Genomic DNA, 13,796 nt, shown 5'->3' with positions numbered 1-13,796 from the left:
CGCTCATCACTCATCGTGCATCACTTATAAAAAGATATCTTCCCCATACTCACACTTGGCACACCCTGACGTTCGCCGAAGTTGATCTTACCGGTTCCGGCAACGGCTTCGTTGGCCAGGACGGCGAATAGAACGGCTTCTTTGGCGTCGCCGGCAATGCCGAGGGCATCTGTTCTGGCAAAGGTACAACCCGGAAGCAAGGCGTTGATAGCCCCCACCAGTACAGGGTTGTGCGCCCCGCCCCCACTCATGTATACGTGCGGATGGACAATCTTTGTCTGCGTGAGCGTCCGCTGAATGGCCTGAGCAATGGTCTCGGCGCTGAAGCGGGTAAGCGTAGCCATCAGGTCGTCGGGGGCGATGGTCTCGGTGCCGCTTTGTTGCTGTGCGTTTTGCACATACAACTTACTGAACACTTCAGGGCCAGTTGTTTTCGGAAACGGCTGTGCAAAAAACGGGTGGTTGATCAGCGCACGGAGCAGTGCCTCATCGACCCGACCCCGCGCCGCCATCTGCCCGTTTTCGTCGTAGGGTTGTCCCGTAAACTGACGGGCAAAGGCGTCGATGAGCGTGTTGCCGGGGCCGGTGTCGGTGGTGAAAACAACGCGGGCATCAAGCGAATTGGGCAGGTAAGTAAAGTTGGCAATGCCACCCATGTTGAGCAAAATACGGTCTTCACCTTCCTGTGAAAACAGAAGATAGTCGCCATAAACGGCTAACGGAGCACCTTCGCCACCGTGAGCGATGTGCCGCTGCCGGAAATCGCTGAGCGTAATAATCCCCGATTCAGCTGCCACGTGGTCGCCGTCGCCAATTTGCAGGGTCGCGTTGGGGTACCCCGCCCGGCGGTGTTGCTGCTGTGGCGCGTGATAGACCGTTTGCCCGTGGCTGGCCACTAAATCAACGTCGGCGGGTTCTATGTGCCAGTTTCGCAGACACTGTGCTACCCACCGCCCGTGCTGCCGCCCAATCTGTTCGTTGAGCAGGGTCAGGTGTTCAAAGTTGATCTGTTTTTTGGCAAAAACGGCCCGGATACTGTCCTTGAAGGCCTCCTCGTAAGGTACCGTTTCAAACTGTTCTACCGAAAGCTGCGTGTTACCGCCGTTACCCGAAATCCGGCATAAGGCCACGTCGAGGCCGTCGAGTGAAGTGCCCGACATTAGCCCCACGATACGGCGGTCGGGCTTTTTGGCCAGGTCATACAGGCGTTGCAGTTGTGGGTTCATGGGTGATGAAGATACAATGCACTGCGCGGCGGACCACAATGAATCATGGACAATGGCGGTTCCGCTAACTGATCTCTGGTGAGGTGTTGGCTCAATATTTCAGAATTAACCCCCTGTCAGTCAAGGCTTTCACTCAGTGAAGCCTACCTCGCGTCAGCCATTATTCATTGTACATTGTTCAGTATACACTCAAAAAGCAGGACGAAATGAACACACCCCAATCAACCACAACCCTGATCGACACCACGACACAGGCACTAAAGAACGGCGAACACACCAGCGAATCGGGCCAGGCGCTAGTCGATGACTGGCTCAATGAGCTTAGTCATTACGACGGGCTGGAGGCCGTGCGGGCGGCACTGAGCAACCTTCAGAAAGTGCTGCTCAACGTTGATAATCAGACCGGACCCGACCCGGTTCAGGTGCGGGTGCTACTTATGGAACTAGCCGAATACACAAGCTATTTTGCCCGGCAGGAAACCACCCCCAACCCTGAGCAGCTTCAGCAATTGGCCGACACGCTCCAGGGTCTGCTGGCCAGCACCGACGAGGTGGGCCATTCGTAGGAAGCCCAATACCGGACGCTGGTCATTAGACACGTTAACTAATACAATAGCCAGATTCCAGCGTCCGATATCCAGTCGCCAACATCCAGCAATGGACGAAAACTTTCCACAAACAATACAGACATAGTCGGGTTTTAACCCCACGTCCCTTTTGGGCAACGGGCATCTGTTCCGGGTTTGCCACCGGGCTTTTTCAACTCAACTAACGTTTCTTTCAAACATGGCCACTAAAAAAGCCGAATCGCTGATTACCTCGACTATCGAGGCCCTCGACAATGGAGTAGACACGGTGAAACCCAAAGACGGTGCCACCCTGATTAAAGACTGGATTGCCGTCGTGAAAAAAGACGAAACCGCCAGCGGTATCGCCGACGAATTGCAGGAGTTGCACGATCAGTTGGGCGAGAAAGCTCCCGACGTTAAAAAAATTGCACAACTGGTGAAAAAGCTGGGTGATGAAACCGCCAAAGCGGCTAAAAAAGCCGACGACGATGATCTCCAGGATTCACTTAAAGATCTGGCCGAATCGCTTAAGGAATTCGCCAAGGAACTTAAATAAGTAGCCGTAAGCAGTGGCAGTAGGCAGTGCTGGCGCGATGGCAAATAAGCCGGCGTAAGCATTACCTACTGCCACTGCTTACTGCCCACTAAAATTATGACCTCGCAAGACCCCAAAACCACCTCATTGATCGAACAGACCGTTTCGGCGTTCGATAGTGGGATTCAGAATACGACGCCCAAAGATGGGTTGTCTATCATTGACCAGTGGATTGAGTTTCTGGATCAAAACGGTACCGATGAGACCGACGAAATCGCCGACGTACTCGAAGACCTGAAAGCCGAACTCGACCCAAACCGTGAAGACGGTGGTACGCCTGAGCCATCGGTGATACAGGCCTACATGGAAGACCTAATCGACATCACTCAGAGCGTGATGGAATCACCGGAAGCCAGTGCGCAGCAAACAGAACTTCAGCGCCTTATTTCTACGCTGGAGAGCATCAATCAACAAGTGTCTAAATAAGTAGCAATAACCAGTGGCAGTGAATAGTGTTCGCGCCGACGTGTTTTCTCGCGCGCAGGCACTGCCTGCTGCCACTGCTTACTGCTCACTCCTATATGGCTCAACCCTCACAATTTGCATCGGAGCTCATCGACGAGACCGTGCAGACGTTCAACGGCGACGTTACCGCCATTTCACCAACCGACGGCGTTTCGCTCATCGACAACTGGATCAGTGCGCTGCATTCGGGCGACGAATCGACTAACCCGATTGCCCACACGCTGAGCGAACTCCGGATGGAGTTGCAGGGGGGCATGAATACGGGACAGATTCAGTCCACTATCCAGGAATTGGCCGACCAGACAAAGGCCGCATCGCAGGGCGTAGATGGCCCCGAACAGGAATCACTGGCCCAACTGGCATCGGCCCTGCAAACGTTTGGTCAGCAGCTGGCCAATGGCGGTTCGCAGAGTAATCAGTCGCGTCAGAGCGATATGGACGATCCTACCGGCAGCACAGGTGGCATTGGCTCAAACACAACCACGGGGGCTTATAGCTCAGACAACTCAGACATGAGCGGAGCACCGTTCACGGGTTCGTCATCAGTTGGTGGCGACACGTATAATGCAGCCGGCACATCACAGACGGGTAGCGGTATGTATGGCTCAGGGGCTGAGAATGGTAACACAAACTAAAAAACAACATGGCTAATCAACATTCACAAACAAGCGGCTCATCGGCCTCAACGCTGATCGACGCTACGATTGAAGCATTTGACCAGGGTCAGGCAGCCTCACCACAGGAGGGCCTTTCGCTCATTACAGACTGGTTTTCGTCGTTGAAAAGCGACCATAACGCCAGCAAAATGATTCAGCCTCTTCAGGAATTGCAGAGCGAACTACAAAGCGGTTCGCCCAGCAACCAGAAGCTGCACGATCTGCTGCTGGACCTGGCCGACCAGACCGAAACGATTGGACAAAGTGCGGCTGGTGACCTCCCATCGCGTTTGAATACGCTGGGCCAGGCCCTTCGCAACTTTGCCAGCCAACTGTCTACGACAGTATAAAACGAGCTTAGGGTTTAGCGGGGAATTACACCGTTGCTAAACCCTAAGCTCCCTGTAGACGATGGGAACAAACACCAATGAGCAGCATATGCTCGACCAGACACTGGCCGCGTTTCGGGGCGATCTAAGTGTATTGCCACAGCCTCAGGCGGGCGCGACACTCATCGACGGTTGGTTGGATGCCTTGCCCGGCAATGTGGGTGTAGAAGGCCTGGAAGCCAATCTGACCAAGCTCCGCGATTTGCTGAGCAGTGGCGATCCCGAGCCAGCGCAACTGAAACAACTGTTGCACAACCTGTCAACCGACGCGGCTACCCATGCCGAAGCACCAACGGCCGAGGGTACGTGGACAGGTAAACTCGAGAGTTTATCTATCGTGCTGAAAAACATAGCGGAGACGCTGTAAACAAACGTATGGAATCACACGAACAAGCTTCGGACTTACTCGATCAAACCATGGACACGCTTAAACCTGGTGTGATGGATATGACGCCCCAGAGCGGCAGAGGCATTCTGGATCAGTGGATTGCCACACTGGGCGACGCTGAAAACACCCGCGAAATAACCGATCTGTTGCAGCAGTTGAAAACGCAGTTGACAGCCGGAGACCCCAACCCCGGCGAAATGCAGCAAATCTTGACCGACCTCTCGACGAACACCCATGAAATGAGTGTGAACGTTGGTCCGGAAGGTGATATGGCCACGCGCCTGGAGGCACTTGCTTCTACCCTGCAGGCTACAGCCGGACAAATAAAATAGTGATATGCGTTAAGCAATAAGTGGTCCGCCGCTCACTGCTTAGCACTCATCACTATTTTTTCTCCCAGCTGCATCACACGGTGTGGTGTGTTTTCGCGGGTGCAGGCGTCTACAAAATCGGCTGGGTTGGCGGTGTTGAAAGCAAACAGATCGTAATGGTGCGGAATCACCAGTTTAGCCCCGATGCGGCGGCCCAGCAGGGCGGCTTCGTCGGGGTCTAAGTTACCCGCTACGCGGCGCTCGGGCTTATTACCGTTGATGGGTAAAAACGCGAGATCAACCTGGAACGGCGCCAGCGTTTCCACGATGCTATCATACCAGAGCGTATCGCCGGAGTGGTAAATGGCGTAGGGGCCAATTTCGGCCACGAATCCCATGTACAGATTCTGACCTTTCTCATTGACGGCCAGCTCGTTATGCGCTGCGGGAACCCCATGCAACGTGACTGCACCAACGTTTACAGCTTGCCCCGCCGAGAGGCCAATTGGCCAGTCTGGGTTGCACGTCAAGCGATCAGCAACAAAGGCCCGGTTGGCTTCAGGAATAACAAAATGAGCCTCTGGCGAGGCTTCAAACAGGGGTAATAATGTATCGGCGTCGAGGTGGTCAGTATGGTTGTGGCTCGACGTTACCACGTTGATCATTGTGAGACAGGCGGGGTCAATCACACGTGCCGACACACGCGTATGTGGCTTGTCGGTGTTTGCGTATTTTATTGACAGTGAGTTAGATAGGTACGGATCAAAGAGAAGGTAGGTGCCGTTGTAGTGCAACAAGAAGCCGCTTTGCCCCAGCCACCACACGTGCAGTTTATCTGATTCTTTTCGGGCTGCTTTGATATCAGCCAGCAGTATGTCGTCTTGTTGAATGGGTTTGATCATACGCTTTTGATGTTGTACTCATCACTACTCCATTCGGTTTCCATTGAAAACGCCAATGGCTTTTCGGCAAATAAGACTTTTGTGGCTGCCCAGGTAGTACGGAAAAGGTCCGATTGCCGGTAGGCCTCCAGCGCAGCGGGCGATTCCCAGAGGCTATGCGTAATCCGGACGTTGGGATGATCGAGGTCGCGGCGAAGTTCGAGGTGCAGACAACCCGGAAACGCCCGAATCTTTGCCTTTGATGAATCAAAAATGGCAGCAAAATCAGCCAAGCGATCTTCCTGAAACGACATACGAACCAACCGAGTAAGCATAAATAATGTAGACTAGCCTATTGACCTATGAAGTAGTCTGACTTTATCAGGAATTAGCATAAATCAGCAGTTTTTCTGCGTCTATGTAGGGCTTAACATACGCTGATAACCCATTAGCACTTAACAAATCAACCGGATTTTTTAACAGATCAGCCAATTCATCACGCATCTGGATAAATCCGAAAAAATCAGCCCCATTTTCATAATCGAGTTCTACTAATATGTCGATATCACTGCTTTCCGACTGCTCACCCCGTACATATGAACCAAACAAATAGGCGCGTTTCACGGGTTTATTAGCGAAGTAGGTGCTCAGCATCGATACAAACGGAATAGCCCCTACCGATACTTTACATGATGTTTCCATAGGTACAAGCTACCCTTTTTCTGCTTTAATCAAAAACGCGTTTATGCAATACAGGACCTTTGGCCGGACAGGCTGGCAAGTTAGTGAAATTGGTTACGGCATGTGGGGCCTCGCAGGCTGGACCGGATCGGATAAGGCCGAAGTACTTCGCGCCCTGCAACGCTCGGTCGAACTGGGCTGCAACTTTTTCGATACGGCCTGGGGCTACGGCGAGGGCGTCAGCGAACAGATTCTGGGGCAATTACTGAAAGACAACGCTGGTAAAAAGCTGTACGCAGCCACCAAAATTCCGCCGAAAAACCGCACCTGGCCCTCAAAAAAGGGCTTTTTGCTCAACGACGTATTCCCTGCCGACTACATTGTAGAATATACTGAGAAGAGCCTGAAAAACCTCGACATGGAGACGATTGACCTAATGCAATTCCACGTTTGGGAAGACGAATGGGCGAGTCAGGACGAGTGGAAGCGGGCCATTGAAGATCTAACCAAACAAGGTAAAGTAACTGCCTGGGGACTGTCTGTGAACCGCTGGGAGCCCGAAAACTGCCTTAATACACTTCGCACTGGCCTGATTGACGGGGTACAGGTGATCTACAACATTTTCGACCAAAACCCGGAGGATCAACTCTTCCCCTTGTGCCGGGAATTGAACATCGGCGTGATTGCTCGTGTCCCATTTGACGAAGGTACGCTGACCGGCACGATGACTAAAGAAACGACCTTTCCGGCTAACGACTGGCGGTCAACGTATTTCGTGCCCGAAAACCTCAATAGCAGCATAGAGCACGCCGACGCCCTGAAACCACTGGTGCCGCAGGGGATGACCATGCCCGAAATGGCCCTACGTTTTATACTGGCTAACCCCGACGTGGCCACCACCATTCCGGGTATGCGTCAGATCCGCAATGTAGAAGCTAACTGCGCTGCCAGTGACGGCAAGGCACTGGACGACAGTCTATTACAGGAATTAAAAAATCACCGCTGGGATCGTACCCCAACGGAATGGAGTCAGTAGTATTTTAATGTACAATGAATAATGTACAATGTACATTAAACTTACCGCTTCCACCCCGTAACGTATTCCGGCACTTCCATCGCTGCCTGGTTTGGGTCCTGGATGGGTGCTCGTGGCTGAATAGTCAGGGGCAATACGCCTGCCCAGTGCGGCAGGCCGGCATCGTCAGGGTCATCGTTAACATTGCCGGTTCGGACTTTGGCCGAGGCTTCGTCAACATCAATGGCCAGCACCATTGTCTTTTTCATCTCACTGTCGTTGGGTTGGCGGGTATCATCCCAGCGGCCCGGAATGAGGTGTTCCGTGATCTGTTTCAGCACGTCCCAGGCTTCGGTCCCGTCGGTAACCAACCGCGTTTTGCCAAACAGGATCACCGACCGATAATTCACCGAGTGGTGAAACGCCGACCGCGCCAGCACCAGCCCGTCAATGAGCGTCACCGCCAAACAAACGTCGATACCCTTAGCCAGTTCGCGCAGGAAATGACTGCCCACCGAACCGTGGATATAGACCGTATCGTTGATGCGGCAGTAGGCAATGGGAATCATAAACGGTTGTCCATGAAGAATATAGCTTACATGGCAGACCAATCCTTCGTCCAGAATAGGGTATATCGTGGCCGGGTCATGTGCCCCGCGTTTCGGCAGGCGGGTGAGCTTGGTGCGTGAGGTAGGCGTCATGATGTTGTGTTGTTTTAAACAAAACTCGACCTTTACCGGACTACTATAGGCTACCAGTTTAGCGATAATCAGTAGTCCGGCTATGCTTCCCTACGCTACCCTGATTCCGCTGGACCGACAACTCAGCACGCCACTGTCCACACAGATTGCCAACGCACTGATCCGCCATATCCGGCAGGGCGTTATGTCGACCAATACAAAATTGCCGGGTAGCCGGGTAATGGCTGCGCTGCTGGGCGTTCACCGCAAAACCGTTTTGACGGCCTTTGACGAGCTTACGGCGCAGGGTTGGCTGATGCAGGTTCCGGCCAAAGGCACGTTTGTCAGCAGCCGGCTTCCCGACGTTGTGCCTAGCCCGCTTACGGAGTTAGCTGCGACCAGCATGGCACAGCAAACAGGCTTCACGATCAACAAAAAGCCTTTTCTGGAAATCCCCGTTCTAAAAACAAGCACCATCCTGAGCTTTGATGATGGCCTGCCCGACCTGCGTTTGGCTCCCGTTGAGCAGTTGGGCCGCAATTACCGCAACATTCTGAATCGGGGTTTTCAGCAGCACCTGATGGGCTATGCCGACACCAACGGTACGCCATTTTTTCGTCAGCAACTCGCCAGTTACCTCCGCGACAGCCGGGGTATTCCCGCCACGCCCGACCATATTTTTACTACCCGGGGCAGCATCATGGCCATCTATCTGCTCTCGAAACTCCTGCTCGAACCCGGTGATGTGGTGCTGGTTGGCGACCTGAGCTACCAGTCGGCCAACCTGGTGTTCGACGAATGCGGAGCCAATCGTATGTGTATTCCGGTTGATGGGCAGGGGCTGGTGGTGGATGCCATTGAAGCCATTTGCCAGCAACAACCCGTGCGGTTAGTTTACGTCACGCCACACCACCATTACCCAACCACCATCACACTCAGTGCCGAACGGCGTATTCGGTTGCTACAACTGGCTGAGCAATATGGCTTCGTGGTGCTGGAAGATGATTACGACTACGATTTCCACTACGTCGGCAGCCCAATTCTGCCCCTCGCCAGTGCCGATGCCGCCGGGATGGTTGTCTACGTAGGCTCGTTTACGAAGTCAATCGCCCCGGCGTTTCGGGTGGGGTATGTGGTTTGTCCGCCGAACCTGGTAGCCGCACTAGGCTACCGCCGCCGTATCATCGACCGGCAGGGCGACACCATTCTGGAGCAGGCCATTGCCGAAATGCTGGCGGAAGGCGACGTTCAAAAACACCTCAAAAAAGCCCAGAAGACCTACCATGCCCGCCGTGACCATTTCTGCGAACTGCTGAAAACCACTCTCGGCAACAGCGTTGCGTTTACCATCCCCGACGGGGGTATGGCCGTCTGGACCGAGTTTGACAAGGCTATTGATCTACCCCAACTCGCCGCCCGCTGCCGCAACCGGGGCCTGCTGTTCAACAATGGCCGTTTCTACCAACCCGACGCCCCCATTGTACACCATACCCGCCTCGGCTTCGCCTCGAAAACGGTTGATGAAATGGAGCAGGGTATGGAAATTTTGAGGGAGATTATTGGCCTATAAGGCAGTGCGTTTTGACCAGTTGCCTTCCATTCTTTACAACATATATGGTACAGTATATATCATATATGTTGTATTAATACTCCTGTTCCAGCGGGTGAACCATGAATTCGTCGATGACCACGTGGGCGGGGCGGCTCAGGATAAACAGCATCGAATCGGCCATGTCTTCGCTTTGGAGGTAGCCTTTTGAGGTTTCGTGACCGTGACCTTTGGCGTGGAAGTGCGAGTCGACAAGGCCAGAATAGACACCGGTTACTTTGATGCCGAACGACCGTACTTCTTTCCGAAGTGCCCCCATAAACGCTTCCTGGGCATATTTGCTGGCAGTGTAGAGCGACCCACCCGCAAAGGTGCGCTTGGCTACGTCTGATGCCACCACCACAATATGGCCATTACCCTGTGCTTTCAGACTGGGTAATGCAGCTTTGGTCAGGACAAACGTGCCCTTCACGTTGGTGGCCATCACGCTATCCCACTCGTCGATAGTGATCTCGTCTACGTTTTTGAAAATGCCAAAACCCGCGTTGTTGATTACAATGTCGAGGTGACCGAATTTGTCCAGGGCTGTTTGCACCACAGCAGTCATGTCGGCTTCATTGGCTACGTCGCCTGGCACGGCCACAATCTGGCCGTTTCCTTCCGTTTCGAGGGTTTTCAGCTCATCGGCGTTGCGGGCTGTGGCTACGACTTTAGCGCCATGTTGGGCCAGCAACAACGCTGTAGCCCGCCCAATGCCCCGCGAGGCACCAGAAATAATAACGACTTTGTTTTGCATGTTCATGAAGCAAAGATGGGCTGTATCTTGGACCGTCCGTTTCGATTTTCTGAAAAATGATCTATCTCCTTGCCAGTGTCGCACTGTCGGTGATGCTGCTGCTAAATTTCCGGCTGTTTCCGCGCTTTAACGTCAACACTGTACAGGCCATTAGCCTCAATTACGTCGTTTGCTTTATTACGGGCTACCTACTTCTGCCAGCGGGTACGTCGTTTACCCTGGATTTGGGCCAAACCTGGACCTGGATAGCGCTGGGCATTGGCGTGGCATTTGTAGTCACGTTTCTGCTGTCGGGAGAAAGCACGCAGCGCAATGGCATCACGGCCACGTCACTGGCCAATAATCTCTCGCTGGTGATTCCGGTCTGCGTCAGCCTGTTTGTGCTGGGGGGCGGGGGCCGTGCCTTCGACGGGTGGAATTACGTTGGTCTGGTTCTCGCGGTAGTGGCCGTTGGGATGAGCACGTACAAAAAAAGTGCTCCTGGTGGTCCAGAAACGGCCAGCACATCGACGCTGGTGGCCATGCTGCCCGTGGCGGTGTTTCTGATGTACGGCTTCACCAACACAATGATCAACGTGATGAACGTGCGCTACATCGCCACTGGTCAGTCGCCGGTGGTGGTCACGCTGACGATGGTGGTGGGAGCTATTACCGCAGGTACGTTACTGTTTGGGTATCGCATTATCCGGGGTATCGACCGGATAGAGAAGCAGAACCTGCTTGGCGCCGTTACGCTGGGTGTTCCCAACTTTCTTAGCTTCTACACCCTCGTGCTGGCACTATCGGCGTTTAAGGGTAACGGGGCGTTTGTCTATCCGCTCTATAACATCGGCGTGATTTTGCTTGCCGCAGCTGTGGCTGCACTCTTTTTTCGAGAAAAGCTACTGACCATCAATAAGATAGGGCTTGCTTTGGCCATACTGGCAATCGGCCTGATTTCGTGGCAGGAATTCGTCTGACGTTCGTTGCCACCAGATCTGGCTGAACACAGTAGAGATCATTTCATAAGTTACCGGCCTTTTACCTACCCAAAAAGTGAAAAAATACCGCATTCGATTTGATGAATAGATGCTATTTTATTTATAAGTTACAGCCCAAATTCCTTAATCAACTATTACATGAAACAATCATTTCACACGGGCCGACGGATGTTGGCGGCGCTGCTTTGCGGCGGATTTTTGTACAGTTGCCAGCCTCAAATCGATGTAACACCTACCCAACAGCCGGGTCAGGGGCGGGTAGGTACTGATGTGGGCTATGTACCCGGCGAGGTGCTGATTAAGTTTAAAAGCGGAACAGCCAACGACAAAGTACTCAAGGCATTAGCCAAAATGAAGGTCAGTAAATCAGAGAAGATTCTGACCAAAATGATGGAGAAGGCGGGTGACACAGATGGTGTTATCCTGGCTAGTGTTCCAACGGATGTGCTGGAGGCCGTTAGTCAACTCAAAGGCATGCCCGAAATTGAGTATGCTGAGCCAAATTATATCTACACAACAGACGTAACGGCCAATGACACCTATTTCTCCAACGGTTCGTTGTGGGGTATGTATGGCCCCGGCACATCACCCGCCAACCAATATGGCAGTCAGGCAGCTACAGCCTGGGCCGCCAATAAAACCGGGTCGAGCAGTGTTATCGTAGGCATTATTGACGAGGGCTGGATGATTACTCACAGCGAACTGGCGGCCAACAAATGGGTGAATCCATACGAGACGGTCAATGGCAAAGACGATGATGGCAATGGGTATATCGACGATGTCAATGGCTGGGACTTTGCCAACAACAACGCCTCTGTGTATGACGACGTCAATGACGATCACGGCACGCACGTTGCCGGTACCATTGGCGCTGTGGGGGGCAACGGCGCAGGCGTTGCCGGCGTTTGCTGGAACGTGAAAATGATTGGTCTAAAGTTCCTGGGCGCCTCAGGCGGCACATCGGCCAACGCTATCAAAGCCATTGATTACCTGACCGATATGAAAACCCGTCACCCAAGTCTGGGCATTGTTGCCAGCAATAATTCCTGGGGTGGTGGGGGCTTTTCGCAGACGTTACAGGATGCCATTGGACGAGCCAACACAGCTAACATCCTGTTTGTGGCAGCGGCCGGAAACGGCGGTTCTGATGGCGTTGGCGACAATAACGACGCTGTAGCCAACTACCCGTCCAACTACCCCAACGCCAACATCATTGCGGTGGCAGCGCTCACTTCGGCAGGGGCACGGGCGAGCTTCTCGAACTACGGAGCCACCACCGTCGACATTGGTGCACCGGGGCAGGGTATCTGGTCAACGGTGCCGGGTACGGGCAACACGTTTAGCTACGCTTCGTATAATGGCACCTCTATGGCTACGCCACACGTAACGGGGGCGGTAGCTCTTTACAAATCACTGAACCCAACGGCAACAGCCGCTCAAATTAAAGCAGCCATACTCGCAGCCGCTGTACCAACGGCAGCCCTGTCGGGTAAGTGCGTGACGGGTGGGCGGTTGAGCGTTGCTACGTTCTGAACCTTGCCCGACAGCTACCTGTCTGAATCAAAAAAAGCCCCGCCAGCCGGGGCTTTTTTTTGCCTATTGATTAAGATTTGGCAATCGTTATCCAGTCGAGGATACGACTGGATCGTGCACCTGTTTCACCAGTGCTTGGACTATCGGGGCCACCGCGTAATGCATTCACAATCAACTCAATGAGTGGCTGCTGAACGTGTTCGGGAAAAGGTACGCTGATCGTTTCGGTACCCGACGCAGTGTCGACGGTGATGATAAAATTTTCGAAGAACGAGAACGTGATTTTCCCCTTCGACCCAATGAGTTGCGTATGTTCCATACGTTGCTCCTTATTGACGGTAAAGCACCAGCTTCCGGTACCCACCACACCCGATTCAAAGGCAAACGTGGCTACGACTACATCATCCGCTTCGTACAGCCGGGCCTGATTTCGCGCAATTCCGCTGGCGGTTTTGATGGGACCAAGCATAAATTCCAGCAAGTCGAACTGGTGCGAAGCCAGGTCATGAAACAGGCCGCCCCCCGAAATTACCGGCGACACGCGCCACCCACGTCCAGCTACTACTTCACGGTCGTCGGGTTGCCAGTTCAACGTCACGTTGACCATCCGGATAGCGCCGATGGCGCCATCGTCGATGAGTTGCTTTACCCGTAAAAAATAAGGCAGTGCCCGGCGGTAGAACGCCACAAACAGCGGCACGCCTGTTTCGCGGCTCACCTGGTTCATAAGGGCACACTCAGCTGCGTTCAGAGCCATCGGTTTCTCTACATACACGGGTTTTCCCGCCCGCATCGCCCGAATGGCATAGTCGGCATGGCTGTCTGGAGGCGTAGCTACATAAACAGCGTTCACGTTGGGATCATTAATCAGCGCATCGGCGTCGGTGTACCAGGCTGGTACCTGATGCCGGCGGGCATAGTCGTCGGCTTTTTGGGCATCACGCCGCATCACGGCCACCAGCGCAGAATGAGGCACTTTATTAAACGCCGGGCCGCTTTTCACCTCCGTTACGTCGCCGCAGCCAATGATACCCCAGTTGATTTGATCCATGGGCGTTAATGTACAATGGCTTCGCGAACGT

Annotated in this window: 18 protein-coding genes; 11 read left to right on the top strand and 7 right to left on the bottom strand. The window is 53.5% G+C overall.

The features are described from left to right. Positions 1-20: 20 nt before the first annotated feature. On the bottom strand, positions 21-1,226 hold the full coding sequence (locus tag J2I47_RS14310) for an anhydro-N-acetylmuramic acid kinase (RefSeq protein WP_207365277.1): 1,206 nt from the start codon (positions 1,224-1,226) through the stop codon (positions 21-23). Between the two features lie 206 nt (positions 1,227-1,432). Here J2I47_RS14310 and J2I47_RS14305 point away from each other — a divergent pair, with 206 nt between their 5' ends. From J2I47_RS14305 to J2I47_RS14275, 7 genes are all read left to right on the top strand, one after another. Next, a complete protein-coding gene (locus tag J2I47_RS14305; protein WP_207365276.1) occupies positions 1,433-1,792 on the top strand; it encodes a hypothetical protein in 360 nt (119 codons plus the stop codon). A 220-nt stretch (positions 1,793-2,012) separates the two neighbouring features. Then, positions 2,013-2,351 carry a hypothetical protein gene (locus J2I47_RS14300; RefSeq protein WP_207365275.1) on the top strand — a complete coding sequence of 113 codons (339 nt, stop codon included), beginning with the start codon at positions 2,013-2,015 and terminating at the stop codon, positions 2,349-2,351. Positions 2,352-2,447: 96 nt separating this feature from the next. Continuing rightward, positions 2,448-2,816, top strand: coding sequence for a hypothetical protein (locus J2I47_RS14295; RefSeq protein WP_207365274.1), 369 nt, complete (start codon positions 2,448-2,450; stop codon positions 2,814-2,816). Between the two features lie 95 nt (positions 2,817-2,911). Continuing rightward, on the top strand, positions 2,912-3,490 hold the full coding sequence (locus tag J2I47_RS14290; RefSeq protein ID WP_207365273.1) for a hypothetical protein: 579 nt from the start codon (positions 2,912-2,914) through the stop codon (positions 3,488-3,490). An 8-nt stretch (positions 3,491-3,498) separates the two neighbouring features. Further along, positions 3,499-3,861: a hypothetical protein gene (locus J2I47_RS14285; RefSeq protein WP_207365272.1), complete on the top strand. Its 363-nt coding sequence runs from the start codon at positions 3,499-3,501 to the stop codon at positions 3,859-3,861. A gap of 61 nt (positions 3,862-3,922) precedes the next feature. Further along, a complete protein-coding gene (locus J2I47_RS14280) occupies positions 3,923-4,267 on the top strand; it encodes a hypothetical protein (RefSeq protein WP_207365271.1) in 345 nt (114 codons plus the stop codon). Between the two features lie 8 nt (positions 4,268-4,275). Next, entirely contained in the window at positions 4,276-4,620 is a 345-nt protein-coding gene (locus tag J2I47_RS14275; RefSeq protein WP_207365270.1) for a hypothetical protein, read from the top strand. 32 nt (positions 4,621-4,652) lie between these two features. Here J2I47_RS14275 and J2I47_RS14270 read toward each other — a convergent pair whose 3' ends face one another. From J2I47_RS14270 to J2I47_RS14260, 3 genes are read right to left on the bottom strand one after another with little or no spacing between them, the layout of a single operon-like run. Next, entirely contained in the window at positions 4,653-5,501 is an 849-nt protein-coding gene (locus J2I47_RS14270; RefSeq protein ID WP_207365269.1) for an MBL fold metallo-hydrolase, read from the bottom strand. Beyond that, positions 5,498-5,815, bottom strand: a complete 318-nt coding sequence (locus tag J2I47_RS14265; RefSeq protein ID WP_207365268.1) for a putative quinol monooxygenase — start codon at positions 5,813-5,815, stop codon at positions 5,498-5,500. The genes J2I47_RS14270 and J2I47_RS14265 overlap by 4 nt, the downstream gene beginning before the upstream one ends. Positions 5,816-5,861: 46 nt before the next feature. After that, entirely contained in the window at positions 5,862-6,182 is a 321-nt protein-coding gene (locus tag J2I47_RS14260; protein WP_229374607.1) for a nucleotidyltransferase family protein, read from the bottom strand. 43 nt (positions 6,183-6,225) lie between these two features. Here J2I47_RS14260 and J2I47_RS14255 point away from each other — a divergent pair, with 43 nt between their 5' ends. Beyond that, the gene (locus J2I47_RS14255; RefSeq protein ID WP_207365267.1) at positions 6,226-7,197 is read left to right on the top strand and encodes an aldo/keto reductase; all 972 of its coding nucleotides are present in this window, start codon (positions 6,226-6,228) and stop codon (positions 7,195-7,197) included. Positions 7,198-7,238: 41 nt separating this feature from the next. Here the strand turns inward: J2I47_RS14255 and J2I47_RS14250 are convergent, their stop codons facing one another. Continuing rightward, positions 7,239-7,877, bottom strand: a complete 639-nt coding sequence (locus tag J2I47_RS14250; RefSeq protein ID WP_207365266.1) for a pyridoxamine 5'-phosphate oxidase family protein — start codon at positions 7,875-7,877, stop codon at positions 7,239-7,241. A gap of 82 nt (positions 7,878-7,959) precedes the next feature. Between J2I47_RS14250 and pdxR the strand changes: the two genes are divergently transcribed. Then, on the top strand, positions 7,960-9,426 hold the full coding sequence (gene pdxR / locus J2I47_RS14245; RefSeq protein WP_207365265.1) for a MocR-like pyridoxine biosynthesis transcription factor PdxR: 1,467 nt from the start codon (positions 7,960-7,962) through the stop codon (positions 9,424-9,426). A gap of 73 nt (positions 9,427-9,499) precedes the next feature. Here pdxR and J2I47_RS14240 read toward each other — a convergent pair whose 3' ends face one another. Then, the gene (locus J2I47_RS14240) at positions 9,500-10,207 is read right to left on the bottom strand and encodes an SDR family oxidoreductase (RefSeq protein WP_207365264.1); all 708 of its coding nucleotides are present in this window, start codon (positions 10,205-10,207) and stop codon (positions 9,500-9,502) included. Positions 10,208-10,257: 50 nt separating this feature from the next. Between J2I47_RS14240 and J2I47_RS14235 the strand changes: the two genes are divergently transcribed. Both J2I47_RS14235 and J2I47_RS14230 read left to right on the top strand, forming a co-directional pair. Then, a complete protein-coding gene (locus J2I47_RS14235; RefSeq protein WP_207365263.1) occupies positions 10,258-11,160 on the top strand; it encodes an EamA/RhaT family transporter in 903 nt (300 codons plus the stop codon). Positions 11,161-11,319: 159 nt separating this feature from the next. Next, complete coding sequence (locus J2I47_RS14230) at positions 11,320-12,714, top strand: S8 family peptidase (protein WP_207365262.1); 1,395 nt, start codon at positions 11,320-11,322, stop codon at positions 12,712-12,714. Positions 12,715-12,784: 70 nt separating this feature from the next. Here the strand turns inward: J2I47_RS14230 and J2I47_RS14225 are convergent, their stop codons facing one another. Next, entirely contained in the window at positions 12,785-13,765 is a 981-nt protein-coding gene (locus J2I47_RS14225; RefSeq protein ID WP_207365261.1) for a Gfo/Idh/MocA family protein, read from the bottom strand. Between the last annotated feature and the right edge of the window lie 31 nt (positions 13,766-13,796).

The sequence above is a fragment of the Fibrella rubiginis genome, from assembly GCF_017353185.1.
GTDB lineage: Bacteria > Bacteroidota > Bacteroidia > Cytophagales > Spirosomataceae > Fibrella > Fibrella rubiginis.
The sequence above is the reverse complement of the archived record's forward strand: the minus strand, read 5'-3'. Positions and strand labels throughout refer to the sequence as shown.

Excerpts from the sequence above, each read along its gene's own strand:
- J2I47_RS14310 (WP_207365277.1), bottom strand. The coding sequence starts at position 1,226 with ATGAACCCACAACTGCAACGCCTGTATGACCTGGCCAAAAAGCCCGAC.
- J2I47_RS14305 (WP_207365276.1), top strand. The coding sequence starts at position 1,433 with ATGAACACACCCCAATCAACCACAACCCTGATCGACACCACGACACAG.
- J2I47_RS14300 (WP_207365275.1), top strand. The coding sequence starts at position 2,013 with ATGGCCACTAAAAAAGCCGAATCGCTGATTACCTCGACTATCGAGGCC.
- J2I47_RS14295 (WP_207365274.1), top strand. The coding sequence starts at position 2,448 with ATGACCTCGCAAGACCCCAAAACCACCTCATTGATCGAACAGACCGTT.
- J2I47_RS14290 (WP_207365273.1), top strand. The coding sequence starts at position 2,912 with ATGGCTCAACCCTCACAATTTGCATCGGAGCTCATCGACGAGACCGTG.
- J2I47_RS14285 (WP_207365272.1), top strand. The coding sequence starts at position 3,499 with ATGGCTAATCAACATTCACAAACAAGCGGCTCATCGGCCTCAACGCTG.
- J2I47_RS14280 (WP_207365271.1), top strand. The coding sequence starts at position 3,923 with ATGGGAACAAACACCAATGAGCAGCATATGCTCGACCAGACACTGGCC.
- J2I47_RS14275 (WP_207365270.1), top strand. The coding sequence starts at position 4,276 with ATGGAATCACACGAACAAGCTTCGGACTTACTCGATCAAACCATGGAC.
- J2I47_RS14270 (WP_207365269.1), bottom strand. The coding sequence starts at position 5,501 with ATGATCAAACCCATTCAACAAGACGACATACTGCTGGCTGATATCAAA.
- J2I47_RS14265 (WP_207365268.1), bottom strand. The coding sequence starts at position 5,815 with ATGCTTACTCGGTTGGTTCGTATGTCGTTTCAGGAAGATCGCTTGGCT.
- J2I47_RS14260 (WP_229374607.1), bottom strand. The coding sequence starts at position 6,182 with ATGGAAACATCATGTAAAGTATCGGTAGGGGCTATTCCGTTTGTATCG.
- J2I47_RS14255 (WP_207365267.1), top strand. The coding sequence starts at position 6,226 with ATGCAATACAGGACCTTTGGCCGGACAGGCTGGCAAGTTAGTGAAATT.
- J2I47_RS14250 (WP_207365266.1), bottom strand. The coding sequence starts at position 7,877 with ATGACGCCTACCTCACGCACCAAGCTCACCCGCCTGCCGAAACGCGGG.
- pdxR (WP_207365265.1), top strand. The coding sequence starts at position 7,960 with ATGCTTCCCTACGCTACCCTGATTCCGCTGGACCGACAACTCAGCACG.
- J2I47_RS14240 (WP_207365264.1), bottom strand. The coding sequence starts at position 10,207 with ATGAACATGCAAAACAAAGTCGTTATTATTTCTGGTGCCTCGCGGGGC.
- J2I47_RS14235 (WP_207365263.1), top strand. The coding sequence starts at position 10,258 with ATGATCTATCTCCTTGCCAGTGTCGCACTGTCGGTGATGCTGCTGCTA.
- J2I47_RS14230 (WP_207365262.1), top strand. The coding sequence starts at position 11,320 with ATGAAACAATCATTTCACACGGGCCGACGGATGTTGGCGGCGCTGCTT.
- J2I47_RS14225 (WP_207365261.1), bottom strand. The coding sequence starts at position 13,765 with ATGGATCAAATCAACTGGGGTATCATTGGCTGCGGCGACGTAACGGAG.